At 71.9% G+C, this 24,689-nt stretch carries 26 protein-coding genes; 15 read left to right on the top strand and 11 right to left on the bottom strand.

The features are described 5' to 3' along the window. Positions 1 to 28 precede the first annotated feature (28 nt). The 5 genes from WFJ36_RS14130 (at position 29) to rocD (ending at position 3,953) form a co-directional block, all read left to right on the top strand. The gene (locus WFJ36_RS14130) at positions 29 to 463 is read left to right on the top strand and encodes a hypothetical protein (protein ID WP_071329908.1); all 435 of its coding nucleotides are present in this window, start codon (positions 29 to 31) and stop codon (positions 461 to 463) included. Then, the gene (locus WFJ36_RS14125; protein WP_071329909.1) at positions 463 to 693 is read left to right on the top strand and encodes a helix-turn-helix transcriptional regulator; all 231 of its coding nucleotides are present in this window, start codon (positions 463 to 465) and stop codon (positions 691 to 693) included. The genes WFJ36_RS14130 and WFJ36_RS14125 overlap by 1 nt, the downstream gene beginning before the upstream one ends. Further along, positions 690 to 1,688 carry an NAD(P)-dependent alcohol dehydrogenase gene (locus WFJ36_RS14120; RefSeq protein ID WP_336643540.1) on the top strand — a complete coding sequence of 333 codons (999 nt, stop codon included), beginning with the start codon at positions 690 to 692 and terminating at the stop codon, positions 1,686 to 1,688. Before WFJ36_RS14125 ends, WFJ36_RS14120 begins: the two co-directional genes overlap by 4 nt. 163 nt (positions 1,689 to 1,851) lie before the next feature. Beyond that, positions 1,852 to 2,730: a dimethylargininase gene (gene ddaH, locus WFJ36_RS14115; RefSeq protein ID WP_071329911.1), complete on the top strand. Its 879-nt coding sequence runs from the start codon at positions 1,852 to 1,854 to the stop codon at positions 2,728 to 2,730. Further along, complete coding sequence (gene rocD / locus WFJ36_RS14110; RefSeq protein WP_442927874.1) at positions 2,727 to 3,953, top strand: ornithine--oxo-acid transaminase; 1,227 nt, start codon at positions 2,727 to 2,729, stop codon at positions 3,951 to 3,953. Before ddaH ends, rocD begins: the two co-directional genes overlap by 4 nt. A gap of 90 nt (positions 3,954 to 4,043) precedes the next feature. Here the strand turns inward: rocD and WFJ36_RS14105 are convergent, their stop codons facing one another. Genes WFJ36_RS14105 through WFJ36_RS14095 form a run of 3 tightly spaced genes read right to left on the bottom strand, consistent with a single transcriptional unit; the run spans position 4,044 to position 6,166 of the window. Continuing rightward, positions 4,044 to 4,328 carry a hypothetical protein gene (locus tag WFJ36_RS14105; RefSeq protein WP_071329912.1) on the bottom strand — a complete coding sequence of 95 codons (285 nt, stop codon included), beginning with the start codon at positions 4,326 to 4,328 and terminating at the stop codon, positions 4,044 to 4,046. 60 nt (positions 4,329 to 4,388) lie between these two features. Continuing rightward, positions 4,389 to 5,720 carry an MFS transporter gene (locus WFJ36_RS14100; RefSeq protein ID WP_071329967.1) on the bottom strand — a complete coding sequence of 444 codons (1,332 nt, stop codon included), beginning with the start codon at positions 5,718 to 5,720 and terminating at the stop codon, positions 4,389 to 4,391. A gap of 5 nt (positions 5,721 to 5,725) precedes the next feature. Beyond that, a complete protein-coding gene (locus WFJ36_RS14095; RefSeq protein ID WP_062636968.1) occupies positions 5,726 to 6,166 on the bottom strand; it encodes a MarR family winged helix-turn-helix transcriptional regulator in 441 nt (146 codons plus the stop codon). Between the two features lie 70 nt (positions 6,167 to 6,236). On the opposite strand from WFJ36_RS14095, the gene WFJ36_RS14090 reads away from it, so the two are divergent. The 5 genes from WFJ36_RS14090 to WFJ36_RS14070 all read left to right on the top strand — a co-directional run bounded on the left by WFJ36_RS14090 (position 6,237) and on the right by WFJ36_RS14070 (position 11,408). Continuing rightward, a complete protein-coding gene (locus WFJ36_RS14090) occupies positions 6,237 to 6,995 on the top strand; it encodes a copper homeostasis protein CutC (RefSeq protein ID WP_336643539.1) in 759 nt (252 codons plus the stop codon). 9 nt (positions 6,996 to 7,004) lie between these two features. Beyond that, positions 7,005 to 7,859 (top strand): alpha/beta fold hydrolase, encoded by an 855-nt coding sequence (locus WFJ36_RS14085; protein WP_071329914.1) that lies wholly within the window; start codon positions 7,005 to 7,007, stop codon positions 7,857 to 7,859. A 754-nt stretch (positions 7,860 to 8,613) separates the two neighbouring features. After that, the gene (locus tag WFJ36_RS14080; RefSeq protein ID WP_071329915.1) at positions 8,614 to 9,351 is read left to right on the top strand and encodes a DUF1684 domain-containing protein; all 738 of its coding nucleotides are present in this window, start codon (positions 8,614 to 8,616) and stop codon (positions 9,349 to 9,351) included. A gap of 33 nt (positions 9,352 to 9,384) precedes the next feature. Beyond that, positions 9,385 to 10,434 (top strand): lipoate--protein ligase family protein, encoded by a 1,050-nt coding sequence (locus WFJ36_RS14075; protein ID WP_336643538.1) that lies wholly within the window; start codon positions 9,385 to 9,387, stop codon positions 10,432 to 10,434. A 56-nt stretch (positions 10,435 to 10,490) separates the two neighbouring features. Then, a complete protein-coding gene (locus WFJ36_RS14070; RefSeq protein WP_336643537.1) occupies positions 10,491 to 11,408 on the top strand; it encodes a DNA-methyltransferase in 918 nt (305 codons plus the stop codon). A 23-nt stretch (positions 11,409 to 11,431) separates the two neighbouring features. On the opposite strand, the gene WFJ36_RS14065 is transcribed toward WFJ36_RS14070, so the two are convergent. Genes WFJ36_RS14065 through WFJ36_RS14055 form a run of 3 tightly spaced genes read right to left on the bottom strand, consistent with a single transcriptional unit; the run spans position 11,432 to position 13,676 of the window. Continuing rightward, complete coding sequence (locus WFJ36_RS14065) at positions 11,432 to 11,782, bottom strand: cupin domain-containing protein (protein WP_336643536.1); 351 nt, start codon at positions 11,780 to 11,782, stop codon at positions 11,432 to 11,434. Next, entirely contained in the window at positions 11,779 to 13,182 is a 1,404-nt protein-coding gene (locus tag WFJ36_RS14060) for an NAD(P)/FAD-dependent oxidoreductase (protein WP_336643535.1), read from the bottom strand. The genes WFJ36_RS14065 and WFJ36_RS14060 overlap by 4 nt, the downstream gene beginning before the upstream one ends. A gap of 26 nt (positions 13,183 to 13,208) precedes the next feature. Next, positions 13,209 to 13,676 carry an Lrp/AsnC family transcriptional regulator gene (locus tag WFJ36_RS14055; protein WP_025105441.1) on the bottom strand — a complete coding sequence of 156 codons (468 nt, stop codon included), beginning with the start codon at positions 13,674 to 13,676 and terminating at the stop codon, positions 13,209 to 13,211. A 99-nt stretch (positions 13,677 to 13,775) separates the two neighbouring features. Between WFJ36_RS14055 and WFJ36_RS14050 the strand changes: the two genes are divergently transcribed. Continuing rightward, positions 13,776 to 15,224, top strand: a complete 1,449-nt coding sequence (locus WFJ36_RS14050; protein WP_336643534.1) for a gamma-aminobutyraldehyde dehydrogenase — start codon at positions 13,776 to 13,778, stop codon at positions 15,222 to 15,224. A 12-nt stretch (positions 15,225 to 15,236) separates the two neighbouring features. Here WFJ36_RS14050 and WFJ36_RS14045 read toward each other — a convergent pair whose 3' ends face one another. Further along, on the bottom strand, positions 15,237 to 15,764 hold the full coding sequence (locus WFJ36_RS14045) for a GNAT family N-acetyltransferase (protein ID WP_292791420.1): 528 nt from the start codon (positions 15,762 to 15,764) through the stop codon (positions 15,237 to 15,239). 245 nt (positions 15,765 to 16,009) lie between these two features. On the opposite strand from WFJ36_RS14045, the gene WFJ36_RS14040 reads away from it, so the two are divergent. From WFJ36_RS14040 to WFJ36_RS14030, 3 genes are read left to right on the top strand one after another with little or no spacing between them, the layout of a single operon-like run. Beyond that, entirely contained in the window at positions 16,010 to 17,155 is a 1,146-nt protein-coding gene (locus WFJ36_RS14040; RefSeq protein WP_336643533.1) for an ROK family protein, read from the top strand. 23 nt (positions 17,156 to 17,178) lie between these two features. Beyond that, positions 17,179 to 18,105: a polysaccharide deacetylase family protein gene (locus tag WFJ36_RS14035; RefSeq protein WP_336643532.1), complete on the top strand. Its 927-nt coding sequence runs from the start codon at positions 17,179 to 17,181 to the stop codon at positions 18,103 to 18,105. Then, positions 18,102 to 19,427: an MFS transporter gene (locus WFJ36_RS14030; protein WP_336643531.1), complete on the top strand. Its 1,326-nt coding sequence runs from the start codon at positions 18,102 to 18,104 to the stop codon at positions 19,425 to 19,427. The genes WFJ36_RS14035 and WFJ36_RS14030 overlap by 4 nt, the downstream gene beginning before the upstream one ends. 54 nt (positions 19,428 to 19,481) lie before the next feature. Here WFJ36_RS14030 and WFJ36_RS14025 read toward each other — a convergent pair whose 3' ends face one another. The 4 genes from WFJ36_RS14025 to galT all read right to left on the bottom strand — a co-directional run bounded on the left by WFJ36_RS14025 (position 19,482) and on the right by galT (position 23,603). Further along, positions 19,482 to 20,069: a protoglobin domain-containing protein gene (locus WFJ36_RS14025; RefSeq protein ID WP_336643530.1), complete on the bottom strand. Its 588-nt coding sequence runs from the start codon at positions 20,067 to 20,069 to the stop codon at positions 19,482 to 19,484. A gap of 156 nt (positions 20,070 to 20,225) precedes the next feature. Beyond that, positions 20,226 to 21,206 carry a UDP-glucose 4-epimerase GalE gene (galE, locus tag WFJ36_RS14020; RefSeq protein ID WP_336643529.1) on the bottom strand — a complete coding sequence of 327 codons (981 nt, stop codon included), beginning with the start codon at positions 21,204 to 21,206 and terminating at the stop codon, positions 20,226 to 20,228. Positions 21,207 to 21,252: 46 nt separating this feature from the next. Further along, entirely contained in the window at positions 21,253 to 22,437 is a 1,185-nt protein-coding gene (gene galK / locus WFJ36_RS14015; RefSeq protein ID WP_336643528.1) for a galactokinase, read from the bottom strand. Beyond that, a complete protein-coding gene (galT, locus tag WFJ36_RS14010; protein WP_336643713.1) occupies positions 22,434 to 23,603 on the bottom strand; it encodes a galactose-1-phosphate uridylyltransferase in 1,170 nt (389 codons plus the stop codon). Before galT ends, galK begins: the two co-directional genes overlap by 4 nt. 118 nt (positions 23,604 to 23,721) lie before the next feature. Here galT and WFJ36_RS14005 point away from each other — a divergent pair, with 118 nt between their 5' ends. Next, positions 23,722 to 24,687, top strand: coding sequence for a LacI family DNA-binding transcriptional regulator (locus WFJ36_RS14005; protein ID WP_071329969.1), 966 nt, complete (start codon positions 23,722 to 23,724; stop codon positions 24,685 to 24,687). Positions 24,688 to 24,689: the final 2 nt, after the last annotated feature.

The raw sequence follows: 24,689 nt of genomic DNA, 5'->3' as shown, positions 1-24,689 counted from the left end.
CAAGAATTTTTGACACGAGGAGATTCGCATGGTCTACGAGGAGCGCAACGTCTGGGCCGGGCTCATCGTCAGCCCGATCGTCGCGGTCGTCTACGTCGTGCTGCTGCTGCAGCAGGCCGGCGGCGGACCGCTCACCGCCACGGACTGGTTCCCGCTGATGCTCTGGACGATCGGCGGGGGCATCGTCGCGACGATCGTGCTCAGTGTCCTCTGGGGCATCATCGCGGGGATGTCCGATCCGGAGGGCATCGGCCGCTCCGACATCCGCGACCGGGACATCGGCCGGATGGGTTCCCGCGTGGAGCAGGCCTTCGTCACGATCGCCGGTCTCGGCGTCATCGTCCTCTGCGGTCTCGGCGCCGACGTGTTCTGGATCGCGAACACCATGTTCGCCGGGTTCCTCGTGGCGGCCGTCGTCGGCGGTGTCGCCCGGGCCGTCGCGTACCGGCGGGGGCTGCGCTGATGGTCAAGCCCACCCTCGTCTCCAACACCATCCGGGCCCATCGCGAGCGTGCCGGACTCACGCAGGCCGAGCTCGCCCGCACGATCGGGGTCACCAGACAGACCCTCATCGCGATCGAACAGCAGAAGTACTCGCCGACACTCGAGCTCGCGTTCCAGATCGCCCGGGCCTTCGGGGTCGGGCTCGACGACCTGTTCGCGTATCCGACCGACCCCGGAGGTGCCGCATGACCGAGACGATGCCCGCCTGGACCCGCGAGACGTATGGCCCGGCCGCCGGGACAACACTGACCCGCCAGCCCGTCCCCGAGCCGCATCGAGGCGAGGTCGTGCTGCGCGTGCAGGCCACCGCCCTCAACGCCGGCGACGTGCGGCTGCTCCTCGGCGACCCGCTGCTGGTCCGGCCGTTCCTCGGGCTCACTCGCCCCAAGCACCCGGTGCGCGGGCTCGACGTCGCCGGCACCGTCGTGGCGGTCGGCGCCGACGTGGTGAACGCCGAGCTCGGCGAACTCGTCGTCGGGGAGCTGCAGGGCGGCGGCGGCCTCGCCTCCCACGCACGCATCGCGGCCGACCGCGTCGTGCCCGTGCCCCCGGATGTGACACCCGAGGCGGCGGCCTGTCTGCCGATCGCCGGAGGCACCGCGTGGCAGGCGCTCGATGCCGCCGGAGTGGGGTTGCGGCACCGTGCGCAGCGGGTCCTCGTGATCGGGGCGTCCGGCGGCGTGGGGACCTTCGCCGTGCAGCTCGCGGCGCTCCGCGGTGCCGAGGTGTGGGCGACGTGCGGCGCGCGCAACGCCCTCCTGATGGAGCGTCTCGGAGCCGTGCGCACGCTCGACCACCGCACGTCTCCGCTCACGCACCTGCCCTCCTCGCGGTTCGATGCCGTCATCGACATCGCGGGAGGTGTGCCGATCCGCGAGCTGCAGCGCCTCGTCCGTCCGGGTGGCCGCGTGGTGCTCGTGACCGGCGACGGCGGACGCGTGCTCGGCCCCGTGCCGCGGATGATCCGCGCCGCCGTGCTCTCGCTCCGCGGACCCCGGGTGGTGTCGCTCACGGCGACCTCGCGCCCCGAGGTCCTCACGAAGCTGCTCGAGCTCGTCGAGGAGGGGCATCTGGTTCCGGTGATCGAGCGCACGTACCCGTTCGACGAGGCCGTGTCCGCGCTCGCGCACGTCGAGGCCGGGCACACGGTCGGCAAGGTCGTGGTGACGCAGCGCGAGGGCTGAGGGCGACACGGGATGGATGCTGGTGGCGCCCAGGGTCCGGTGGCACAATGGTCACCGGCGTGCCCGAGTCGCATCTTCCCCTCCGCCTCGTCCGAGCAGGGGGTCGAAGGACCGCCGGGCCCCTGGACAGCGTCCGCCGCGCCCGTTCACACGAGGAGCATCCATGTCGACGCCGGAGACCGCCGTCACCACCGCCCCCACGCGCACCGCGCACCGCCGCCACTACCTGATGTGCCGTCCCGAGCACTTCACGGTGAACTACTCCATCAATCCGTGGATGGAGCCGTCGCGGCCTACCGACACCGCCAACGCGGTCGCCCAGTGGCAGAAGCTGTATGACCTGTACCTCGAGCTCGGTCACGAGGTCGAGCTCATCGATCCGCTCCCCGGCTACCCGGACATGGTCTACACGGCCAACGGCGGCTTTCTCATCGATGGCCGCGCCTATGTGCCGGAGTTCCGGTTCGTCGAGCGCCAGGGCGAGGCTCCGGCCTTCGCCGACTGGTTCCGCGCCGCCGGCTACGACACGGTCATGCCGAAGGAGGTCAACGAGGGCGAGGGCGACTTCCTGCTCGTCGGCGACGTGATCCTTGCGGGCACGGGCTTCCGCTCCACCGGCGACAGCCACCGCGAGGTCGGCGAGGTCTTCGGCCGCGAGGTCGTGTCGCTGAACCTCACCGACCCCCGCTTCTACCACCTCGACACCGCGATCGCGGTGCTCGACCCCGTGCAGGGCGTGGAGAACGGCGGCCCCGAGCGGGCGAACATCGCCTACCTCCCCGGGGCCTTCGACGACGCCAGCCGTGCCGAGCTGGAGAAGCGCTTCCCGGACGCGATCCTCGTGTCGGACGAGGACGGCGCAGTGTTCGGCCTGAACTCCTCGAGCGACGGCTACAACGTCATCATCTCGCCGCGGGCGAAGGGCTTCGAGCAGCAGCTCCGGGAGCGCGGGTACAACCCGATCACCGTCGACCTCTCCGAGCTCCTCCTCGGCGGCGGCGGGATCAAGTGCTGCACGCTCGAGCTGCGGGGTGCGAAGTGACGATCGAGCAGGCGGCGGGCGCTTCGACGAGCTCAGCGACCCGCGAGGTCGCGGAGCCGCACGTCGCGCACAACTACCACCCGCTGCCCGTGATGATCGCGCGCGGCGAGGGGGCGTGGGTCACCGATGTCGAGGGCAAGCGCTACCTCGACCTGCTCGCGGCCTACTCCGCGGTCAACTTCGGGCACCGTCACCCCGCGCTCGTCGCGGCGCTGACCGAGCAGCTCGGTCGGGTCACGCTCGTCAGCCGGGCGTTCCAGAGCGACACCCTGGAGCCGTTCGCCGCCGCCCTCGCCGAGCTCTGCGGCAAGGAGCTCGTGCTGCCGATGAACACGGGTGCCGAGGCGGTGGAGACCGGCATCAAGGTCGCCAGGGCCTGGGGCTACCGCGTGAAGGGCATCCCCGAGGGGAAGGCGCGGATCGTCGTGGCGAAGGGCAACTTCCACGGCCGTACGACGACGATCGTGAGCTTCAGCGACGACGAGACCGCGCACGACGACTTCGGCCCCTACACGCCGGGCTTCGACCGCGTGCCTTTCGGTGACGCGGAGGCGATCGCCGCGGCGATCACGGAGGACACGGCGGGCGTGCTCGTGGAGCCGATCCAGGGCGAGGCCGGGGTCGTGATCCCGCCGGAGGGGTACCTGCGCCGCATCCGCGAGATCTGCGACGAGAAGAACGTGCTGTTCATCGCCGACGAGATCCAGGCCGGCCTCGGGCGTGTCGGCGAGACGTTCGCGTGCGACCGCGAGGGCGTCGTGCCGGACCTGTACCTGCTGGGCAAGGCGCTCGGTGGCGGCATCCTGCCGGTCTCGGCCGTGGTGGGGAACACGGATGTGCTGGGTGTGATCCGCGCCGGGGAGCACGGCTCCACGTTCGGCGGCAACCCGCTCGCGGCGGCCGTCGGCCTCCGCGTGGTGGAGATGCTGCAGACGGGCGAGTTCCAGGAGCGTGCGCGGGCGCTCGGTGCCCACCTCGAGCAGGCGCTGCAGCCGCTGATCGGCCACGGCGTCACGGAGGTGCGCATCGCCGGGCTGTGGGCGGGCGTCGACATCGATCCGGCCGTCGGCACCGGCCGTGAGGTCGCGGAGAAGCTGCTCGACCGGGGTGTGCTCGTGAAGGACACGCACGGGCAGACCATCCGCATCGCCCCGCCGCTCGTCATCCGGGCGACCGAGCTCGACTGGGCCGTCGAGCAGCTCAAGGTGGTACTCGACGCCTGACCGCGCCCGACCCACCCCCTTCTGCACGAGCCACCCCCTTGCGAACGTTCGCAAGGGGGTGGCTCGTCTCAAAGGGGGTGGGTCGACGGATCAGGCCGGCGGGGAGTCGGGGTCGAGCGTGCGGAGGGTGTCCTCCTCGGCGGCGTTGTCGGCCGCGAGCTCGTCCTCGGTGTTCTCGTCGCCGCCCAGCGGAGCGGGGTGGCCGGGGCCGGAGCTGCCCTGGATGGCGCCGCCGGTCGACTCGCCGCGGGAGCTGTCGCCCTGGATCGCGCCGCCGGTGCCGTCGCCCTGGCCGGAGTTCTCGTCAGGGACGTCGACGCCGGGAGCGCCTTCGGCCGGATCCTGCGGGTGCGGGGTGCTCATGTTCTCGTCCATGACCCGACGCTACGACCGTCGGGCCGAGATGAGGAAGGCGTTGACAAACGCCTTCGCAGCTCACTCGCCGTCGCGGCGCGGGAGGCGGATGGGCGTGGTGGCCGCCGTCTTCTCCGTGTAGTCGACGGGCTCGACGGGCTGCACGACCCGCAGCGGCCGCGTCTCGTCGAGCGTCAGCCGGAAGCGGCTGCTCTCCTCACGGCGCAGCCTCCCCGACGTCAGCACCCAGGTCACGCCGATCGCGCACGCGATGAAGCCGGCGGTGCCGCCGAGCATGATGGCGGCACGAGGACCGAACGCGTCGGCGACCCAGCCGGCGATCGGCGCGCCGACCGGAGTCGATCCCATGATGACGGCCATGTAGAGGGCGAGCACGCGCCCGCGCAGTGCCGGATCGGTCGTGATCTGCACGTAGCCGTTGGCCGTGGTCAGCAGCGTCACGATCATGAAGCCGGTGAACGTGAGCGTGACGGCATAGGAGAGGTACGTGGGCATCGCGGCCGAGACGAAGGCCGCGATCCCGAAGCCGCCCGCCGCGAGGATCACCACGCGCACCCTCGCCCGGTCCCGACGCGCGGCGAGGAGGGCGCCGATCAGGGACCCGATCGCGAGCACCGAGCTCAGAACCCCGTACCCGTCGGCGCCGGCTCCGAACTCCAGCGCCATGGTCGAGGCGAAGATCGGGAAGTTCATGCCGAACGCGCCGATGAGGAACACCGTCACGAACACGACCTTGAGGTCGCTGCGCGCCCAGACGTAGCGGAAACCCTCGGCGAGACCACCGCTGCTGCGGTTCTTCGGACGCGGCGCGAGCAGGTGCGTGCGCATGAGCAGCAGCGCGACGATCATGGCGAGGAAGGTCGCGGCGTTGACGATGAACACCCAGCCGGAGCCGATCGCGACGATGAGCAGGCCGCCGACCGCGGGGCCGATCATGCGGGCGAGATTGAAGGAGGCGGAGTTGAGCGCCACGGCGTTGGAGGTCTCCGTGGCGGACACCATGTCCGACACGAAGGCCTGTCGCGCGGGGGCGTCGAAGGCGTTGACGATGCCGAATCCGAGGGCGAACGCGAACATCATCGGCAGGGTCATCACCCCGGCGAGCAGCAGGGAGCCCACGGCGATCGCGAGGGCGAGGAGCGCGCCCTGCGTGGTCAGGAGGATCCTCCGCCGGTCGAAGCGATCCGCGACCCAGCCGGTCAGGCTCACGAGCACCAGGGGCGGGCCGAACTGCAGCGCCATGGTGACGCCCATCGCGGTCGCGTCGTTGTCGGTGAGCTCGGTCAGCACGACCCAGTCCTGTGCGGTGGCCTGCATCCACCCGCCGACGTTCGACACGAGGGCTCCGGCGAACCAGATCCGGTAGTTGATGTTCGCGAAGGAGCGGAACATGGCGCTCATCGCTCCACCACCCTCCGCATCAGGGCGCTCGCTTCTCGCAGCGTCGCCAGCTCCGCTTCGGTGTAGTCGACCTCGCGGAGCATGTCGGCCAGCAGCACGTCGCGGCGGCGGATGGTCTCGACGACGATCTCGACCCCGGCGGGGGTGATGTCCACCTGCACGCGGCGGCGGTCGTCCTCGTCGGGGGTGCGGGCGACATAGCCCTGCTCCTCCAGGCCGTTCACGATGCTCGTCATCGAGGGGGCGGTCACGCGCTCGCGCTCGGCGAGGGTGGAGATCGTGCGCCGACCGTTCATGCGGAGGTCGGCGAGGACGGCGAGCTGGGTGTCGCTCATCATGTCGGCGGCACGGGCGCAGCGGAGCCGGCGGGCGAGCCGGAACGTGGCCATGCGGAGGTCTGTGGCGGTGAGGTGCAGGGAATCATCGGACGCAGACATACTTAGTTAGTCTATCTAATATTTCTGGCCCGGGGGCGGCCAGGGGCGGGGCACCGGGCACAATGGAGGGGTGACCCGAACGATCCCCCTCGAAATCGCCGTCCAGGATCCCGCCGGAGTGCGCATCGCCGCTGAGGTCGGCGCCGCGCGCGTCGAACTCGCCACGGCCCTCGCGCTGGGTGGGCTCACCCCGTCGCCGGCCACCCTGGAGCTCGCGCTCGAAGCCGCGGGGGCGAAGGGCCCCGAGGTGCACGTCCTCATCCGTCCGCGCGCCGGCGGCTTCCACTACAGCGCCGACGAGCTGGCCGTCGCCGAACGCGACGTGCGGCACGCGGTCGCGGCGGGGGCCGCAGGAGTGGTGATCGGCGCGCTCGACGGCGAGGGGCAGCTGGATCGCGACGCCATGGCGCGGCTCCGGGATGCGGCCGGGGGAGCTCCGGCGACGCTGCACCGCGCGATCGACGTGACCGCCGACCCGGTGGCGACCCTGCGGGCTGCGAGGGAGCTCGGGCTCCGGCGCGTGCTCACCTCCGGAGGGGCGTCCGCCGCGATCGACGGCATCGACACCCTGCGCGCGCTCGTCGCCGCAGCCGAGGGGCAGATCGAGGTGATGGCCGGCAGCGGCGTCGACGTCGTGAGCGCTCCGGTGCTCGCCCGGGCCGGTGTGGACGCCCTCCACTTCTCCGCGAAGCGGGCCGTGACCGAAGACGGCGGCGTGCGCATGGGCTCCGCCTCCGACGGGGTCGGCGGCTACGAGGTGACGGATCGCGACATCGCCTTCGCCATCCGCGACGCCATCCGCGACGCGCTCGCGGAGACGGCCCGGTAAGGCAGGATCATGACCGAGACCCGCGAGTACACCGACAGCCACGGCATCGCCATCGTCTACGACGTCCACCCGGCGGAGGGCACGCCCCGCGGCGTCGTCCAGCTCCTGCACGGGGTGGGCGAGCACGCGGGACGGTATCCGGCGCTGATCGCCGCGCTCACCGGAGCCGGGTTCACCGTCTACGCCGACGACCATCGCGGGCACGGACGCACCGGTATGCGCCAGCACGGCGACCCCGCCCGGCTCGGACGGCTCGGCCCCGGCGGACTCCGGGCGGCCAAGGACGCGGTCTGGCAGCTGACCGGCATCATCCGTGACGAGAATCCCGACCTCCCGCTCGTGCTCCTCGGGCACTCGTGGGGGTCGTTCCTCGCGCAGATGCTGGTGAACGAGCACGCGGAGGCCTTCGATGCGGTCATCCTGTCCGGCTCGGCGCTGCGGACGCCCCGCTCCCTGAACCCGGCGCCGCTGAACGCCGCGTGGGCTGCCGACGACGCGACCGGATACGAGTGGCTGAGCCGCGACCCCGCGGTGTGGAAGGCGTTCGAGGAGGACCCGCTCACGACGGGGGTGCCGCTGCTCAAACTCTTCGGCCTGCTCGACGCGGCGCGACTCTACGGGCGTCCGGCGAAGCACCTCGCGCGCGACGTTCCGATGCTTCTCCTCGTCGGCCGTGACGATCCGGTCGGCGGTCCCCGCAGTGTCCACAAGCTCGCCGACGCGTACCGCCGACGCTCCGGGCTCACTGACGTCACGACCCTCGTCTACCCCGACGCCCGGCACGAGATCTTCCAGGAGCTCCAGCAGGACGAGGTGCGCGCCGACGTGCTCGCGTGGCTCGACGCCCACATCCCCGCCCGCTGACCCCCGCCCCGGCCCGTTCCGGGTCCAGGTCCAGTTCCGGTCCGTTCCGGGTCCAGGTCCAGTTCCGGTCCGGGATCACTTTCGCCCCTTCCGCCGCTCCCGCGGGATCACTTTGGTTCCCGGAACACGTCCCAGAGGCGCGTTCTTGCACTCGCGAGGAGTGTGCGGGCGTCGGCGTGCGTCGAGGAGGCGGCGTCCGCGGCGGCGTATCGGGATCGCTTTCGCGCCTCCGGCCATCCCGCGGGATCACTCTCGTGCCGCCGGCCATCTCGCGGGATCATTTTCGGGCCTGGGGCGGGCTGCGAAAGGACGTTTTCGAACGCGCACGGTGAGCTGGTGCGTTGGCGCCCGCGCGCATCGTCGGGATCACTCGCGCCTCACCCGCTCCGGGATCACTTTCGTGCTTCCCTCCGATCCTGCGGGATCATTTCCGGACCTGGGGCGGGCGGCGGAAGAGCGTTCTCGAACACACGCGGTGAGCGGGTACGCCGGTGGTCGCGCCGCTGATCGGGCGGTCGTGGTGAGTTCGGAGCGTGCGCGTCCCGGAGGACCGCGCGGTGGCGGGATCAGGAACGGGCTGGGGGACGGGATGGCGGGTGCGGTTTTGATCCCGCACCGGAAGGAGGGACGGGGCGGGGGACTGTGACGCGGGATGACGCGGGGTGAAGGCGTGTGACGGACGGGGATCGCGGGCGACGGGGGCAGCCCTAGATTCGGGGCACATCCGCACGAGCGAGGGGGAGGGCCCGCGGCGATGAGCTTCCTGACGGACTGGCACGAGTGGCATGCGGCGCGCGAGCGCTATGCGGGGTCGGAGTACGGGCCGTCCGCGCTGGAGTCGACGAACTGGCTGATCACCGAGCCCGCGGCGGTCGACGGCGTGCCCGGGCTCTGGGCCCTCACCGGGGACGGCGGCATCCGCGGCAGCGAACTCGGACCGTCGGGGTCGGTCGTCACCCTCCGCGGCACCCAGACCCTGCGCCTCGGGCGGCGGGAGCTGCGTGTGTTCGACCGCAACGGACTGCTGGCGCTCCGCGTCTGGAACCCCGCCCGTCCACAGCGGGAGTGGTTCACGGCGATCGACGCCTACGCCCCCGACGAACGATGGCGGATCCCGGCCACGTTCGAGTCCGCGCCGGACGAGCGGATCGTCGTCACGGCGGTGGACGGCGAGGAGCGCGAGACCCCGATCGCCGGGCGCCTGCGGTTCGAGCTCGCCGGTGCCCCGCATGAGCTCACGGTCACCCGCGGCGGGAGCGGAGCGCTGAGCGCGGTCTTCGCCGATGGGACGAACGGGCTGGAGACGTACCGGTTCCGGTTCCTCCCGGTCGACGAGCCCGGTGCCGACGGGTCCGCCGTGATCGACTTCAACCGGGCGTATCTGCCGCCCTGCGCTTTCTCGGACCAGTTCATCTGTCCCCTGCCCACGCCCGGCAACCGCTACTCCACGCCGATCAGGGCCGGGGAGCGGGTGGTCGTGCTCGGCGGCTGACCACGGCGGCAGCACGCGCCTTAAGCTGGATCCGTGCACGGAGAATACAAGGTTCCTGGGGGCAAGCTCGTCGTCGTCGACCTCGAGGTCGAGAACGACCGGATCGCGCGGTTCCGGCTCGCCGGGGACTTCTTCCTCGAACCGGACTCCGCGCTCGACGACATCAACGCGGCCGTCGAGGGACTCCCCGCCGAGTCCGACGCCACGGCCATCGCCGCTGCCGTCCGCGGCGCCCTTCCCGAGGGGGCGCAGCTGCTCGGCTTCAGCCCCGAGGCCGTGGGCACCGCCGTGCGTCGCGCGCTGGTCACCGCACCCGGATGGCGCGACTTCGACTGGGAGATCGTCCATGAGAAGGCGGTCTCGCCGCGCATGAACCTCGCCCTCGACGAGGTGCTCACCTCCCGCGTCGGCGAGGGGCGTCGGCGTCCGACGCTGCGCATCTGGGAATGGGACGAGTCGGCCGTCGTCATCGGCTCCTTCCAGTCGTACCGCAACGAGGTCGACCCCGAGGGCGCCGCGAAGCACGGCTTCGACGTCGTCCGCCGCATCTCGGGCGGCGGTGCGATGCTCATGGCCGCGGGGCAGATCATCACCTACTCGCTCTACGTGCCGGCCTCGCTCGTGGCGGGCATGACCTTCGCCGACTCCTACGCGTTCCTCGACGACTGGGTGCTGCAGGCGCTCCGCTCGCTCGGCATCGACGCCGTCTACCAGCCGCTCAACGACATCGCGAGCCCGACCGGCAAGATCGGCGGCGCTGCGCAGAAGCGCCTCGCGAACGGGGGTGTGCTGCACCACGCCACCCTCTCCTACGACATCGACGGCCAGATGATGACCGAGGTGCTGCGGATCGGCCGCGAGAAGCTCAGCGACAAGGGCACGACCTCGGCGGCCAAGCGCGTCGACCCGCTGCGGAGCCAGACCGGGCTGGAGCGCGCCGAGATCATCGAGCGCTTCAAGGACACGTTCCGCTCGCTCACCTCCGCCGAGGACGGCGGCATCACGCCGGTCGAGTACGCCGATGCCCAGGCGCTGGTGGAGTCGAAGTTCTCGACCGACGCGTGGCTGCACCGGGTTCCGTGAGCCGTTCGACAAGCTCACGCCCTTCGACAGGCTCGGGGGCCCAGGGCCGGGGGCGGGTGTCGGTGATCGAGGGGGACAACCTCGCGGTCGCAGCGACTCTGCCGTCCGCATCCTTCACACTCGTCTACCTCGACCCGCCCTTCAACACCGGGCGGGTGCGGGAGCGGCAGGTGGTCACCGCCCGCCGCACGTTCACAACTCCGGAAGAATCGGCGGATCCGGACGGGGGCAGCCCCCAACCGGCCGAAACCGCGTCGGATCTCCTGAGTTCTGAACACGCGGTCGGCGGGCCCGAGGTGCGACACGGCTTCCACGGGCACCGGTATGAGCGGGTGCGCGGCATGCTGCGCGCGTACGACGACAGCTTCGACGACTACGGCGCCTTCCTCATGCCGCGGCTGGAAGAGGCCTGGCGGCTGCTCGCCGACGACGGCACCCTGTACCTGCACCTGGACTACCGCGAGGCGCACTACGCGAAGGTCATGCTCGACGCGGTGTTCGGCCGGGACTGCTTCCTCAACGAGCTCATCTGGGCGTACGACTACGGCGCGAAGTCCCGGCGGCGGTGGCCCACCAAGCACGACACGATCCTGGTGTACGTGAAGAACCCGCGGACGTACGTGTTCAACTCCGACGACGTCGACCGGGAGCCGTACATGGCGCCGGGCCTGGTGACCGCGGAGAAGGCCGCACGCGGCAAGCTCCCGACCGACGTGTGGTGGCACACGATCGTCCCGACCACCGGACGCGAGAAGACGGGCTATCCGACGCAGAAGCCGGAAGGCGTCCTGCGGCGTATCGTGACCGCGTCGAGCCGGCCGGGTGACCGGGTGCTCGACCTCTTCGCGGGCAGCGGCACGACCGGAGCCGTGGCCTCCGCGCTCGGTCGGGAGGCGGTGCTCGTGGACGACAACCCGGAGGCGGTGCGGGTCATGGCCGAGCGCATCCCGCACGCGGAGGTCCGTCGGGCCTGAACGGGACGCGCTCGGCGGAGGCGTCAGATCCCGATCGAGACCTTCCGCAGGGCCTCACTCACCGTCCAGACCGTCCGCATGCCGGCCGTGAGCCGCATCACGGACCCGGGGCCGAGCTCCACCGGAGGGAGCGCGGGCGCGGTGAACGTCACGGTCGCGCGACCGGAGAGCACGACGAACACCTCGTCCTCCTCGACGTCCACCGCGGTGCCCGGCGTCATCTCCCAGACGCCGATCTCGATCCCGCCTGCGTCGTCGAGCACCGTGTATGCCGTGGTCGGCGCGCCGTCGCGGACGTCCTCGTCGGGCAGCGGGGTGTGCGTCAGCGCGAGGCGTCCGGCGTCGACGACGGCCCCCGGGGCGAGCGCGGTCACGAGTCGAAGCCCATGCCGAGGGCGTCGAGCGTCTTCAGGAACAGGTTGCGGCGCCCCTCGTTGTGGTCGGCCCTGTCCATCGCGGCGCGGACGAGGTTGATGCCGACGGACGCGGCGGGCTCCGGCGGGAACGGGATCGGCTTCTCGCGCACCATCCGCAGCTGCGTGCGCTCGGTCTCCTCGCCGGCGAGTTTGTCGAGCATGACGTCGGCGGCGAACCGGGCGGCGCCGACCCCGAGGCCGGTGAACCCTGTGGCGTAGGCGACCCGGCCGCCGCGGGCGGTGCCGAAGAACGCGCAGAACCGGCTCGACGAGTCGATCGCGCCGGCCCAGCGGTGCGTGAAGCGGAGGCCGGCGAGCTGCGGGAAGGTGGTGAAGAAGTGCGAGGCCAGCCGCCGGTGGCTCTCCATCCGGTCCTCGTAGGCGGGGCGCACCTTGCCGCCGAAGTGGTAGACCGCGTCGTAGCCGCCGAACAGGATCCGGTCGTCGGCGGTGAGCCGGTAGTAGTGGAACTGGTTGGCGCTGTCGGCGAGTCCCTGGCGGTTCCGCCAGCCGATGGACGCGAGCTGCTCCGCCGACAGCGGCTCCGTCATCAACACGTAGTCGTACACCGGCACCGTCATGAGGCGGTTGCGCTTCAGGAGCGAGGGGAACACGTTCGTCGCGAGCGCCACGGCATCGGCGGTCACCCGGCCGTGCTCCGTGACGAGGGTCACCGGGCCGGAGTCCGCGCCCTCGATCCGCCGGACGAGGCTGTGCTCGTGGATCTCCACGCCGAGCTCGACGGCCACCCGAGCGAGCTCCAGGCCCAGCTTCGCGGGGTGCACGAGGGCGCTGCCCTCCCGGTCCCACGCGCCGGCGAGGAACGTGGGGGAGTGCACCTCCGCGTGCACCGCCTCCCGGTCGAGGAAGCCCTCCTCCTCGCGCAGCCACTCGACCTGATGCGGCTCCACGGCGACCGCGAGCTGGCCCGTCCGTTCGAACTCGGCATCCATGTCGTACCGCCGCACGGTCTCGGCGATGCCGTCGAGGTTCTCGTGGCCCAGCTCCTCCAGCCGGTCGATCTCCTCGGGCCAGCGGTTCACGCCGTTCTCGTGGCCGTGGGTGAGGCTGGACTCGCAGAAGCCGCCGTTGCGCCCGGACGCCGCCCAGGCCACGCGGGACGCCTCCAGGAGGACCACCTTCCGCTCCGGATCCCGCTCCTTCGCGCGCACGGCCGTCCAGAGTCCGGTGTAGCCGCCGCCGACGACCACGAGGTCCGTGTGCACGGTGCCGCGCAGCGGCGGATGCGAGGGGCGCTCGACGTCGTCGAGCCAGAAGACCGACAGGGCCGTGTCGCGCAGGGCGTCGTCGACGACGGACTGCGGAGGACGCCGGCGTTCGAAGACCGTGGTGCCCATGTTCACTCCGATGCGAGGGGAGCGCGTCAGCGCGTTCCCCAGTTGTAGAGGTCTTTATAGAGGCCGGCGTAGAGCAGGCTCTCCGTCTGGATGATGCCGGGGATGGTGCGGATGCGGGTGGCGATGAGGTCGAGCAGATGGTCGTCGTCCTCGCACACCGCCTCGACGAGGATGTCGAACGTCCCGAGGGTGACGACGACGTACGCGAGCTCGGGGATCGCCGTGAGCTCCTCCGCGATCGCGCGGGGGTCGCCGGACACCCGGATGCCGATCATCGACATGCGGTGGAAGCCGAGTTGCAGCGGGTCGGTCACGGCGACGATCTGGATCAGGCCCGATTCGGTCAGCCGCTGCACCCGTTGGCGGGCCGCGGCCTCGCTGAGCCCCACCTCGCGGGCGATCTCCGCGTAGGGACGTCGCCCGTCCTCCTGCAGCAGTTCGACGATGCGCTTCGAGATATCGTCGAGGGCGGGGGGAGGCGTCTTCGGACTCATGTACCGATCGTGACATTCCGATGGGCCTTGCGCAACTGAATCCGTCGATCACTGGCCGAAAAGCTACAGATTCCGCGTCCGGATGGCTACCATGGCGCTATGTCCTCACCGTCGACGATGACCGTGCCCCTGCAGAACTTCATCGGCGGCCGCGCCGTCACGGCAGCCGGGAGCGGCCGCCTGCCCCTCATCGATCCGGTGACGGAGGAAACCTACGGCGAGATCCCGATCTCCGACCGCACCGACGTGGATGCCGCGTACGCCGCAGCCGCGGCGGCATTCCCGATCTGGCGGGATACCCCGCCGTCCGCGCGCCAGCTCGCGCTGTTCCGCATCGCCGAGGACATGGCCGCGCGGGCCGAGGAGTTCGCCGACCTCGAATCGAAGGACACCGGCAAGCCGAGGGCGACGCTCGTCGCCGATGAGATCCTGCAGTCGGTGGACCAGCTGCGGTTCTTCGCCGGCGCCGCGCGGAGCCTCGAGGGTCGAGCCGCCGCGGAGTACCTCCCCGGGCACACCTCCTTCGTGCGCCGGGAGCCGATCGGCGTGATCGGGCAGGTGACGCCGTGGAACTACCCCCTGAACATGGCGGTGTGGAAGATCGCTCCCGCGCTCGCGGCCGGCAACGCCGTCGTGCTGAAGCCGGCGGAGTCCACGCCGCTCACCACGCTGCTGCTCGCCGAGATCGTCGCCGCGCACACCCCCGCCGGCACCCTCAACATCGTTCTCGGCGATCGCGAGACCGGAGCGGCCCTCGTCGAGCATCCGACGCCGCAGATGGTGGCCATCACCGGCTCGGTGCGGGCGGGCATGGCCGTGGCCCGCTCCGCGGCCGACGACGTCAAGCGCGTGCACCTGGAGCTCGGCGGCAAGGCGCCCGCGATCGTCTTCCCTGACGCGTCGATCGAGAAGGCGGTCGAGGGCATCGTCATCGGTGCCTTCTTCAACGCGGGTCAGGACTGCACCGCGGCGACCCGGGTGCTCGTGCACGCGTCGGTGCACGACGAACTCGTCGCCGCACTGGTGGAGCGGACCCGCACGCACGCGAGGACCGGGGCGCCGGACGAAGAGGGCGTGCTGTACGGGCCGCTGAGCAGCGCGGCCCAGCTCGCGCAGGTGCAGGGCTTCGTCGACCGGCTTCCCGCGCATGCGACGGTCGCGACGGGCGGGGCGCGGCAGGGCGACCGTGGCTACTTCTGGGAGGCGACCGTCGTGACCGGCGTGCAGCAGGACGACGAGGTCGTGCAGGGGGAGATCTTCGGTCCCGTGCTCACCGTCCAGGCCTTCGACACCGAGGAGGAGGCCCTCGCGATGGCGAACGACGTGCCGTACGCGCTCGCCGCGTCGGTGTGGACCCGGGATCATGCCCGCGCCATGCGCTTCTCCCGCGATCTCGACTTCGGGTGCGTGTGGATCAACACCCACATCCCGTTCGTGTCGGACATGCCGCACGGCGGGTTCAAGCACTCCGGATACGGGAAGGACTTGTCGCAGTACGGCTTCGACGACTACACCCGGATCAAGCACGTGATGAGCGCGCTGGACTGACGACGGGACCGCTCAGCGCGGGGCGAGGTGCTTGACGCGGCGGTGCTCCCGGAGCGTGAACTGCGGGCGTTGGTCGATCTTCGTGGCCCCGTCGAGCTCCCACCCGTGCCGGGCGTAGAAGCCGTCGGCGCGGTCGTTGCCGTCGAGGACCCAGAGGTAGGCGCGGGTGTGGCCGGCGTCGATCATGCGCTGCTCGGCGGCGTCGAGGAGGGCGTGCCCCGCGCCCGTCGACCACGCGGTGGGATCGGCGTAGATGCCGTACAGCTCCGCATCGTCCAGGCCGTCGGGGTCACGGCCGGAGCCGGACGACGCCCAGCCGACGACGGTGCCGTCGCGCTCGGCCACCAGGGTTCCGAGGCTCGTGGGCAGCGGGTCGGCGAAGATGCGGCGCCACCCGTCGGCGCGCTCCGAGACGGACAGCCCGTCCAGCACCTCCTGGTCGATGAGGCCCTCGTAGGCCGCCTGCCACGACCGCACGTGCACTCTCGCCACGGCCTCGGCATCGTCGGCGACGGCGTCTCGGATCACCAGGGGCGTCATCCCTCCACTCTATGCACGCCCGCCGACGTCCTTCCGACCCCTCCCGTCCCTCCTCCTCCGGTCACCGGGTCACACCTGCACGACCTGGGTACGTCTGTGGGACCCAAACCCGTGTTCCGTCCTGCAACCGTGCCCGGGTCGTGCAGGCGACACAGCCGGAGAGGACGGGTCGACGGGTGCGACGCGATGTGGCAGGCTGGCGGGCACCGACTCCGCACGAGAATCGACCCCAGAGGTTCCGCCGCATGTCACGACCCCTCGCAGGACCGCAGACCCTGCTCCGTACACTCAACGGCCGCGCGATCCTGGAACGCCTGGCCCGGAGCGGACCGCAGACCCGGTCCGAGCTCATGGCGGCGACCGGCCTCTCCCGCACGGCCGTGACCCAGGTGCTGCGGATGCTCGATGCCGCGGGAGCCGTCACCGCAGCCGGGGTCGACCGCGACACCCGCGGACCGGCGGCCGGCCGCGTCGCGCTGCACCCGGCCCTCGGCTTCGCGGCCGCCGTGCACGTGGATCATCACGCCGCCCACGTCGTCCTCGTCGACGCCAGCGGCACCGTCAGGGCCGAGCGGCACGGAGCCTTCCCTCCGGGCGAGGACCGGGTCGCGCACATCGCGGCCCTCGTCGCGGCCTGCCGGCGATCCGTGAAGGGCGCGCTCCACCTCGCCGTCGTCGGAGTGCCCGGGATCGTGGCCGCCGACGGTGCGATCCGCGACGACCAGGGGCCGGACGGCGGCGCCTTCCACTCGGCTCTCGTGGCCGCCCTCGACTGCCCGGTCCGCGTCGAGAACGACGTCAACCTCGCCGCGCTCGCCGAGTCGACCGCCGGCGTCGGCATCGACCTCGCGAGCTTCGCGCTCCTGCTGCTTGACGACGACCTCGGAGCCGGCATCGTGATCGACGGGACGCTGCATCGCGGGTTCTCCGGTGTGGCGGGCGAGGTGATGTACCTCCCGCAGACGCCGGTGCCCATCGGCGCCCCCGTCGCGGGCGCCACGGTGGTGCGCGACCTCGCCCTCGGCCTGGGGCTGGATGTCGACGCGCCGTTCCTCACCCATCTGGAGGCGGCGCGGCACGGCGACGAAGCGGCGCAGGCGCTCGTCGCCGAGATCGGACGCCGGCTCTTCCTCGCGGCGGGCAGCGTCGCCCTCGTGCTCGATCCCGAGGCCTTCATCCTCGGCGGGGAGGCGGTGCACCCGGCGCTCCTGGACGCGATCGAACGGGTCGCGGACGAGTTCTCCGCGCAGCTGCCGCTCCGGTTCCTCGCCTCGGCGTTCGGGCCGGAGGCGCCGCTCGTCGGAGCCGTCGGGGAGGCGGCCTCCGCGCTCCGTGCCGACGTCTTCACCCGGATCCTCACCCCCTCCCGCGCAGCCGCCGCCGGCCGCTGACCGTTCGCCCGACAGGACACGCCATGACCGCCTCCTCCGCCCTCGCCGACCGACTCGGACTGCCGTCCGGTGCCAGGGCGGTCATCCTCAACGCCGACGACTTCGGGATGTGCCATGCCGCGAACGCCGCGATCTCGGGGCTCCTCCTCCGCGAACGGATCGACTCGGCGACGGTGATGGTGCCCTGTGCCTGGTCCCCGGAAGCGCTCGCTTTCGCTGCCGCGCACCCGGACCTCGACGTGGGCGTGCACCTCGTGCTCACGAGCGAGTGGCGTCGGTACCGGTGGCGTCCGCTCACTGGGGCCTCGACCCTCGTCGACGCCGACGGCTTCTTCCCCGCCGACGTCGCGACGGTGGAGCAGCATGCCTCCGAAGCGGACGTCGCGGCCGAGATCGCCGCCCAGCTGCAGACCGCGCTCGATGCCGGTGTCGACGTGACCCACCTCGACAACCACATGGGCTCCGTCTACGGGCTGCTGACCGGCCGGGACTTCCTGCGCGCCGTCTTCGAGCTCGCCGCCCGGCAGGGTCTCCCCTTCCGCCTGCCCCGCGAGATGGAGGGGGCGGACGCCGATCCGATGCTGCAGGCGAAGCTCACCGAAGCCGCGGCGGTGGCCGATGCGTTCGGGGTGGAGATCGTCGACCGGCTGTGGACGCACCCGTTCGAGCTGCGCGGCGAGGGCACCGCCGACGAGGAGTCGTACGAGCAGGTCCGAGACGGCTTCCTCGCGGTGCTGCGCGCCGTCCCGCCCGGGGTCACCGAGATCTACCTGCACCCGATGGCCGATGGCGAGGAGCTGCGCGCCGCGGTGGACTTCGCGGCGGCCAAACGCGGCTATGAGCTGCGGCTGCTCGACGACCCGCTCGTGCAGCAGACGATCGCCGAGGAGGGCCTGGTCCGCGTCGGCTGGCGCGCGCTACGGCAGCTGCAGCGCGGAGACGCCCGGTGACGGCGCTCGGCGAACGGCTGCGCGACCGCCGTCTCGACGCCGCTCCCACCCGCTCCCAGACCATCGCCTTCGGGGCCTCGGGGTTCCCGACGCAGCTGATGACGCAGACGTTCTCGGCGTTCGTCGTGTACTTCTACGTCTCGCACCTCGCCGTCCCCGCCGGGTGGGTGGCGGCCGCGATGATCGCACACGGCATCCTCAACGCAGCGCTCAACCCGGTCGTCGGAGCGCTCTCCGACCGGATCCGCACGCCGTGGGGCCGCCGCATCCCGTGGATCGGGCTCGGTATCGTGCCGCTCGTCGTGGCCTTCGCCCTCGTCTGGATGCCGCCCGCGCTCCCGGCGGCCGGGCTCATCGTGTGGTTCCTCGTAGTCGTCGCGGTGTACGACATCGCGTTCGTCGTGGTGGTGCTGAACATCTCCGCGCTGTTCCCGGAGATATTCCGCACCACGGAGGAGCGCGCCCGCGGGAACGTGCCGCGGCAGATCTTCGCGATCCTCGGCATGGTCCTCGGCACGGCCGGCGCCCCCGCGCTCTACGACGCGATCGGCTGGCCGGGGATGGCGCTCGTGCTGTCCGGTGTCTGTCTCGTGCTGCTCACCTGGTCGTTCCTCGGCGGGATGATCGAGCGTCGAGTGCCAGAGGCCGCCTCCGAGGCGATGCGCTGGCGGGACCAGCTCGTCTACACGTTCCGCAACCGCGCCTTCGTGCCGTACGTGCTGGGCTCGCTCTGCGTGCAGACCTCGATCGCCGTGATCCTCGCCGCCGTGCCGTTCTACGTCCGCTACTCGCTGGGGGCGGCCGAGGGGGAGGGGAGCCTGCTGCTCGGCGCCATCTTCGTCACCGCCATCCCGTCGATCGTGCTGTGGAGCGCGGTGGTCCGGCGCACCTCCCCGCGCACGGCGCTGCTGTGGAGCGTCGCGGTCTTCGGGGTCGCGGTGCTCGGCTACCTCCTCCCGACGTCCGTGGGGGCGGCGGCTCTCGTCGGGATCGCGGTGGGGGTCGGCGTCGGCGGGCTGCTGCAGCTCCTCGAGGTCGTGCTCGCCCAGATCATCGACGACGATGCGCACCGCACGGGCCACCGCCGCGAGGGCGCCTACTTCGGCGTGAACGGCTTCGTCGTCCGCGGCTCCGTCGTCCTCCAGGCGATCGTCGCCGCGGCCGTGCTGACCGCGACCGGCTTCGACGCCGAGCTCGGCGACGCGCAGCCGGAGGCCGTCGACGGCGGCATCCGGCTCATGCTGGCGGTCATTCCCCTGGCCTTCACCGCCGTCGGATGGCTGTGCTTCTGGCTCTACCCGCTCCGTGCACGGGACGTCTGAGCGTCGCGGAAGGGAGAACAGGGGGCGACCCTGCGGCCGGGCCGCCCCGAGTGCTCACCAGAGCTCGGTGCTGTACGGACGCGCCCACAGCGCGACCGTGAGGGTGACGGCCTTGAGCCAGGCGTCGAGCATCTCCTGCACATCATCCTCTCCGGTGCCGCCGTTCCTGAGGAACGGGCGGATGGTCAGCGTGATCGGGGTGATGAAGCCGATGAGATCGCGGAGGGGGATGTACGCCGAGGTGGACGCCACGCCGTCCGTGCGGTTCTTGCCGCTGGGGTGATGGCGTCGGCCGATCTCCTCCTGGTAGGCGAGCCACGTCTCGTCGTAGGGACGGTTGCACAGGTCGTCGATCCACCGGGCGAAGCGGCGGCGGACGGCTCCGAGGTAGGTGGGATCCGGGGTGCCGTCTTCTCCGGCGAACGTGGCGACGAGGTGCGGGTGCGCACCCACGAAGCCGTACCAGACTTCCAGGATGGCCTCGGTCTGGGGCACGAGGATGGCCCCGGCGCGGCGGAGGGCCTCCTCGTCGGCGCTCGACCAGAGGACCGAGGCCTTCAGACGCTCGAGGTCGGCGAGGGTGACGGGCGATGTCGGGATCCGGGGGTCGGCGTAGTCGTATCCGGCGGTGTGTTCGTGCACGAGGCGGTATCCATCTCTCGAAGGGCGGCGGATACCGCCTCCGTAGACGAGCGGAGCGCGGCACCCGTGGTGTGTCCCTCGACTCTGCCGCAGGAGAGCGGACGAAACAGCTCAGATCGACCGGACTTCGGTGCGGATCGTCCAGAGCTCCGCGTGTCAGACGGCGGCGGCGCGGCGGGCCTCCCAGCCCGTGCGCACCATCTCGTCGACCGTGTAGCGCATGGTCCAGTCGAGGTCGCGGGCCGCGAGCTCGCCGGTCGCCACGATCCGATCCGGGTCGCCGGGGCGGCGAGGGCCGATCTCCGGGGTGAAGCCGATGCCGGTGACGCGGGCGACCGCATCCATGATCTGCTTCACGCTGAGGCCGTCGCCGGAGCCGAGGTTGTACGCGGGCTCGATCGCAGCGCCCGAGGCCAGGCGCTGCGCCGCGGCGACGTGGGCGGCGGCGATGTCGCCGACGTGCACGTAGTCGCGGACGTTCGTGCCGTCGGGGGTGTCGTAGTCGTCGCCGAAGATCTTGGGGGTGCGGCCCTCGATCAGCGCCTCGAAGACGATCGGGAAGAGGTTGTGCGGGCTGACGTCGTAGACCGTCGGGTCGGCGGAGCCCACGACGTTGAAGTACCGCAGCGAGGTGTGGCGCAGTGGGCGGTCGGAGTCGGCGGTGGCGGTCGCCTGATCGCGGAGCAGCCATTCGCCGATGAGCTTCGACTCGCCGTACGGGCTCGCGGGCCGCTTGGCGGTGTCTTCGACGACGAGGGAGACGTCCGGGGTGCCGAACACGGCCGCCGAAGACGAGAAGACGATGTTCGCGACACCCGCCGCCGCCATCGCCTCGAGGATGATCCGCGTCCCCTCGACGTTCTGGGCATAGGTGTGCAGCGGGCGCTGGACCGAGACGCCGGCGTACTTGTAGCCCGCCACATGGATCACGCCGTCCGCCTCGTGGGTGCGCAGCGTCTCCTCGACGAGCGCGCGGTCGAGGATGCTGCCCTGCACGAACGGCACGCCCTTCGGCACGAACGAGGCCACGCCGCTGGAGAGGTCGTCCAGCACGACGGGGGAGAGGCCGGCCTCCGCGAGAGCGCGGACGACGTGGGCACCGATGTAGCCGGCGCCGCCGGTGACGATCCAGGACATGCGTTCCTCTCCTGCCGCGGCGGTGGCGGCTCGATCCTTCATTGTGTCAGGCGTCGCGGCGCGGACCTGCGGACGGGCTGACCTCGAACAGGTGCGGGGCGTCGAAGCCCTCGGCGGCGAACCGCCCCCGTACCGCGTCGGCGAGGTGCGGCACGGCGTCGCCGTCGACGAGGGCGATCGCGGCACCGCCGAACCCGCCGCCGGTCATGCGCGCGCCCACCGCCCCCGAGGTGAGGGCGGTCTCCACGGCGGCGTCGAGTTCGGGCGTCGAGATCTCGAAGTCGTCGCGCATCGACGCGTGGGACGCGACGAGGAGGTCGCCGATGCCACGTGCGCCCGCGGTGCGCAGCGTCGCCACAGTGTCCTGCACACGTTGGTTCTCCGTGACGATGTGGCGCACGCGGCGGAAGGTCACGTCGTCCATCAGGCTCTCGGCGCGGGCGAGGTCGGCCACGGCGACGTCGCGCAGCGCGGGCACCCCGAGGATCGCGGCCCCGCGCTCGCACGCGGCGCGGCGCTCTCGGTAGCCGCCGGTGGAGTGCGCGTGCGTGACGCGGGTGTCCATCACGAGCACGGCGAGGCCGGCGTCGGCCATGCCCAGCGGCACGACGTCGGCGGTGAGCGAGCGGCAGTCGAGGAAGATCGCGGAGTCGGGCTCCCCGAGCATCGACGCCATCTGGTCCATGATCCCGGTGGGCGCGCCGACGGCCTCGTTCTCCGCCGTCCGTCCGATCCGGGCGAGGGCCACGGCGTCGAGACCGGTGCCCCAGAGCTCGTCCAGCGCGGTCGCCGTCGCTCCCTCGATCGCGGCGGACGACGAGAGCCCGGCCCCGACCGGGACGTCGGAGGCGATCGCGATGTCCAGGCCGGAGACCGCGGTCGTGGGGGCGCCCGCGCGGAGGGCCCAGGCGACGCCGAGCGGGTAGGCGGCCCACTCCGACACCGCGGGTGCCGCGCCGGCCGGGGTGGGGAAGAGGCGGTCGAGGTCGTCGAGGGCGATCTCGACCGGCTCGTCCGCGAAGGTCGAGGCGACGCGGAGCCGACCGTCGGCGCGGCGACCGACCGCGGCGACGGTCCGCTGCGGGATCGCGAACGGCAGCACGAAGCCGTCGTTGTAGTCGGTGTGCTCGCCGATGAGGTTCACGCGGCCCGGGGCGGACCAGACGCCGTCCGGCGCGTGTCCGGTGAGGGCGGTGAAGAGGTCGACGGCGGCGTCGTGTGCGGAGGTCATGCGGAAGCTTCCTGATCGGTGCGGGCGATCGCTTCGCGGAGTCGGGCGGCGCCCTGCTCGGGCGCGACCTCGGCGGCCCACGCCCACATCGCGGCCTCGGAACCTGCGAGGAACTTGAGCTTGTCGGCGGCGCGGCGCGGGCTCGTGAGCTGCAGGTGCAGGCGCACGGTGTCGCGGCCGACGTCGACCGGAGCCTGGTGCCAGGCGGCGATGTACGGCGTCGGGCTGTCATAGAGCGCGTCGACACCGCGGAGGAGGCGGAGGTAGAGCGGGGCGAGCTCGTCGCGCTCCTCCGCCGTGGTCTCGGCGAGGTCGGGCACGTGCCGATGCGGCATGAGGTGCACCTCGAGCGGCCACCGCGCCGCGAAGGGCACGAACGCCGTCCAGTGCTCGCCGCGGAACACCACCCGCTCGGACGCCTGCTCCTCGGCGAGGATGCGGGCGAAGAGGTCGGGCGCGGTGCGGTCGACCGCGTCCAGCACCCGGGCGGTGCGCGGGGTCACGTAGGGGTACGCGTAGATCTGGCCGTGCGGGTGGGGGAGCGTGACGCCGATCGCCTCGCCGCGGTTCTCGAACGGGAAGACCTGCTGGATGCCGGGGAGGGCGGACAGGGCGGCGGTGCGGTCGGCCCAGGCCTCGATGACGGTGCGGGCGCGGGTCACGGTCTGCGTCCCGAAGGAGCCGGAGTGCTCGGGGCTGAAGCACACGACCTCGCAGCGGCCGACCGCGGTACGGGTGCGCCCGAGTCCGAGGGCCGCGAGGTCGTCGAGGCCGCGCGGGGGGTTCGTCGCCCCGGGGGCGGTGCCGACCGGCTCGGCGAGGGCGGGGCCGAATGCGGGGGAGCGGTTCTCGAACACGGCCACGTCGTACCGGGACGGCACCTCGGACGGATTCCCCGGCGTCTGCGGCGCGAGCGGGTCGGCATCGGCTCCCGGCATCATGACGCGGTTCTGACGGTTGGCGGCGACGGTGATCCAGTCGCCCGTGAGCACGTCGAGCCGCATGGTCGCTGTGTCCGGCCGCGGGGCCAGGGTGCGGGCGTCGACCGACCGCTCGGCACCGAGAGTGGTGTCCGGGTCGTCGTAGTAGATGAGGTCGCGGCCGTCGGCGAGGGTGGTCGGGCGCTTGACGACACCGGCGCCGAGACGCTCCGTGGGGACCTCCATGGATGCGGGCGTGTTCACGTCAACATGGTAGGCACGGCCGCGTGCTAACGTCAACACGACGGAGTTGTGAACGGAGGTTCCCGTGGCCGAGAAGCCCACGACCGCCGCGCGCGTGTCCATGGCCACCGTCGCGGCGCGCGCCGGCGTCTCGGGGCAGACCGTCTCCCGCGTCGTCAACGGCAGCCCCCGCGTCGACCCGCAGACCCGGGCGCGGGTCGAAGCCGCCATGGCCGAGCTCGGCTACCGACCGCACCGGGCGGCGCGGGCTCTGCGCACCGGGCGCAGCCACACCCTCGGCCTCGTCGTGACCACTCTGGCCACGGTCGGCAACTCCCGGATGCTGCAGGCCACGGCCGAAGCGGCGGCGGATCGTGGATACGCGCTCACCGTCGTCACGGCCGCGGACGGCGTGGAGGCCGCGTTCGCCCGGCTCGCCGATCAGGGCGTGGACGGGGCTCTCGTGCTGAACGAGGCCTCCGCGCTCGTCCCCGCCGCGACCCTGCCGCCGGAGCTGCACCTCGTCGTCGTGGATGCCCCCGCCGGCGCCGGAGCGGCCGTGGTGCACAGCGATCATGCCGCGGGATCGCAGGCCGCCACCCGCCACCTGCTCGATCTCGGGCACGAGACCGTCCACCACCTCGCGGGACCGGCGGGCTCGTTCGCCGCCGCCGAGCGCGAGCGGGGCTGGCGTGACGCCCTGGCGGATGCCGGCGTCGTGCCACCGCCGGTCGTGCGCGGCGACTGGAGCGCGGAGTCGGGCTTCGCCGCGGGCGCGGCTCTGGGCACGGCGACCGCGGTGTTCTGCGCCAACGACCAGATGGCGCTCGGGCTGCTGCGGGCGGTGGCGGAGTCCGGGCGCGCGGTTCCGTCGGACGTCAGCGTGGTCGGCTTCGACGACATCCCCGAGGCGGCGAACTTCCTCCCGCCGCTCACGACCGTCCGGCAGGACTTCCCGGCGCTCGCGCAGCGGGCGGTCACCGCGCTCATCGCGGCTGTGGAGGCCGACGGGACGACGACCGATCCTGCAGCACCCGCGGTGGTGCCGACGCGGCTCGTGGAGCGGGCGAGCACAGCACACCGCTGACG

The organism is Microbacterium sp. MMO-113, from assembly GCF_037148555.1.
GTDB lineage: Bacteria > Actinomycetota > Actinomycetes > Actinomycetales > Microbacteriaceae > Microbacterium.
This window is presented reverse-complemented; position numbering and strand designations above follow the sequence as displayed.

Bases quoted from the DNA above. Each gene is read 5' to 3' on its own strand.
- WFJ36_RS14045 (WP_292791420.1), bottom strand. From the start codon at position 15,764: ATGACGCCCCTGGTGATCCGAGACGCCGTCGCCGACGATGCCGAGGCC.
- galE (WP_336643529.1), bottom strand. From the start codon at position 21,206: ATGTCCTGGATCGTCACCGGCGGCGCCGGCTACATCGGTGCCCACGTC.
- WFJ36_RS14080 (WP_071329915.1), top strand. From the start codon at position 8,614: ATGAGCTTCCTGACGGACTGGCACGAGTGGCATGCGGCGCGCGAGCGC.
- WFJ36_RS14120 (WP_336643540.1), top strand. From the start codon at position 690: ATGACCGAGACGATGCCCGCCTGGACCCGCGAGACGTATGGCCCGGCC.
- WFJ36_RS14125 (WP_071329909.1), top strand. From the start codon at position 463: ATGGTCAAGCCCACCCTCGTCTCCAACACCATCCGGGCCCATCGCGAG.
- WFJ36_RS14085 (WP_071329914.1), top strand. From the start codon at position 7,005: ATGACCGAGACCCGCGAGTACACCGACAGCCACGGCATCGCCATCGTC.
- WFJ36_RS14060 (WP_336643535.1), bottom strand. From the start codon at position 13,182: ATGGGCACCACGGTCTTCGAACGCCGGCGTCCTCCGCAGTCCGTCGTC.
- WFJ36_RS14100 (WP_071329967.1), bottom strand. From the start codon at position 5,720: ATGTTCCGCTCCTTCGCGAACATCAACTACCGGATCTGGTTCGCCGGA.
- WFJ36_RS14055 (WP_025105441.1), bottom strand. From the start codon at position 13,676: ATGAGTCCGAAGACGCCTCCCCCCGCCCTCGACGATATCTCGAAGCGC.
- galT (WP_336643713.1), bottom strand. From the start codon at position 23,603: ATGGAGGTCCCCACGGAGCGTCTCGGCGCCGGTGTCGTCAAGCGCCCG.
- WFJ36_RS14005 (WP_071329969.1), top strand. From the start codon at position 23,722: ATGGCCACCGTCGCGGCGCGCGCCGGCGTCTCGGGGCAGACCGTCTCC.
- WFJ36_RS14040 (WP_336643533.1), top strand. From the start codon at position 16,010: ATGTCACGACCCCTCGCAGGACCGCAGACCCTGCTCCGTACACTCAAC.
- ddaH (WP_071329911.1), top strand. From the start codon at position 1,852: ATGTCGACGCCGGAGACCGCCGTCACCACCGCCCCCACGCGCACCGCG.
- WFJ36_RS14105 (WP_071329912.1), bottom strand. From the start codon at position 4,328: ATGGACGAGAACATGAGCACCCCGCACCCGCAGGATCCGGCCGAAGGC.
- WFJ36_RS14095 (WP_062636968.1), bottom strand. From the start codon at position 6,166: ATGTCTGCGTCCGATGATTCCCTGCACCTCACCGCCACAGACCTCCGC.
- WFJ36_RS14050 (WP_336643534.1), top strand. From the start codon at position 13,776: ATGTCCTCACCGTCGACGATGACCGTGCCCCTGCAGAACTTCATCGGC.
- WFJ36_RS14035 (WP_336643532.1), top strand. From the start codon at position 17,179: ATGACCGCCTCCTCCGCCCTCGCCGACCGACTCGGACTGCCGTCCGGT.
- WFJ36_RS14130 (WP_071329908.1), top strand. From the start codon at position 29: ATGGTCTACGAGGAGCGCAACGTCTGGGCCGGGCTCATCGTCAGCCCG.
- galK (WP_336643528.1), bottom strand. From the start codon at position 22,437: ATGACCTCCGCACACGACGCCGCCGTCGACCTCTTCACCGCCCTCACC.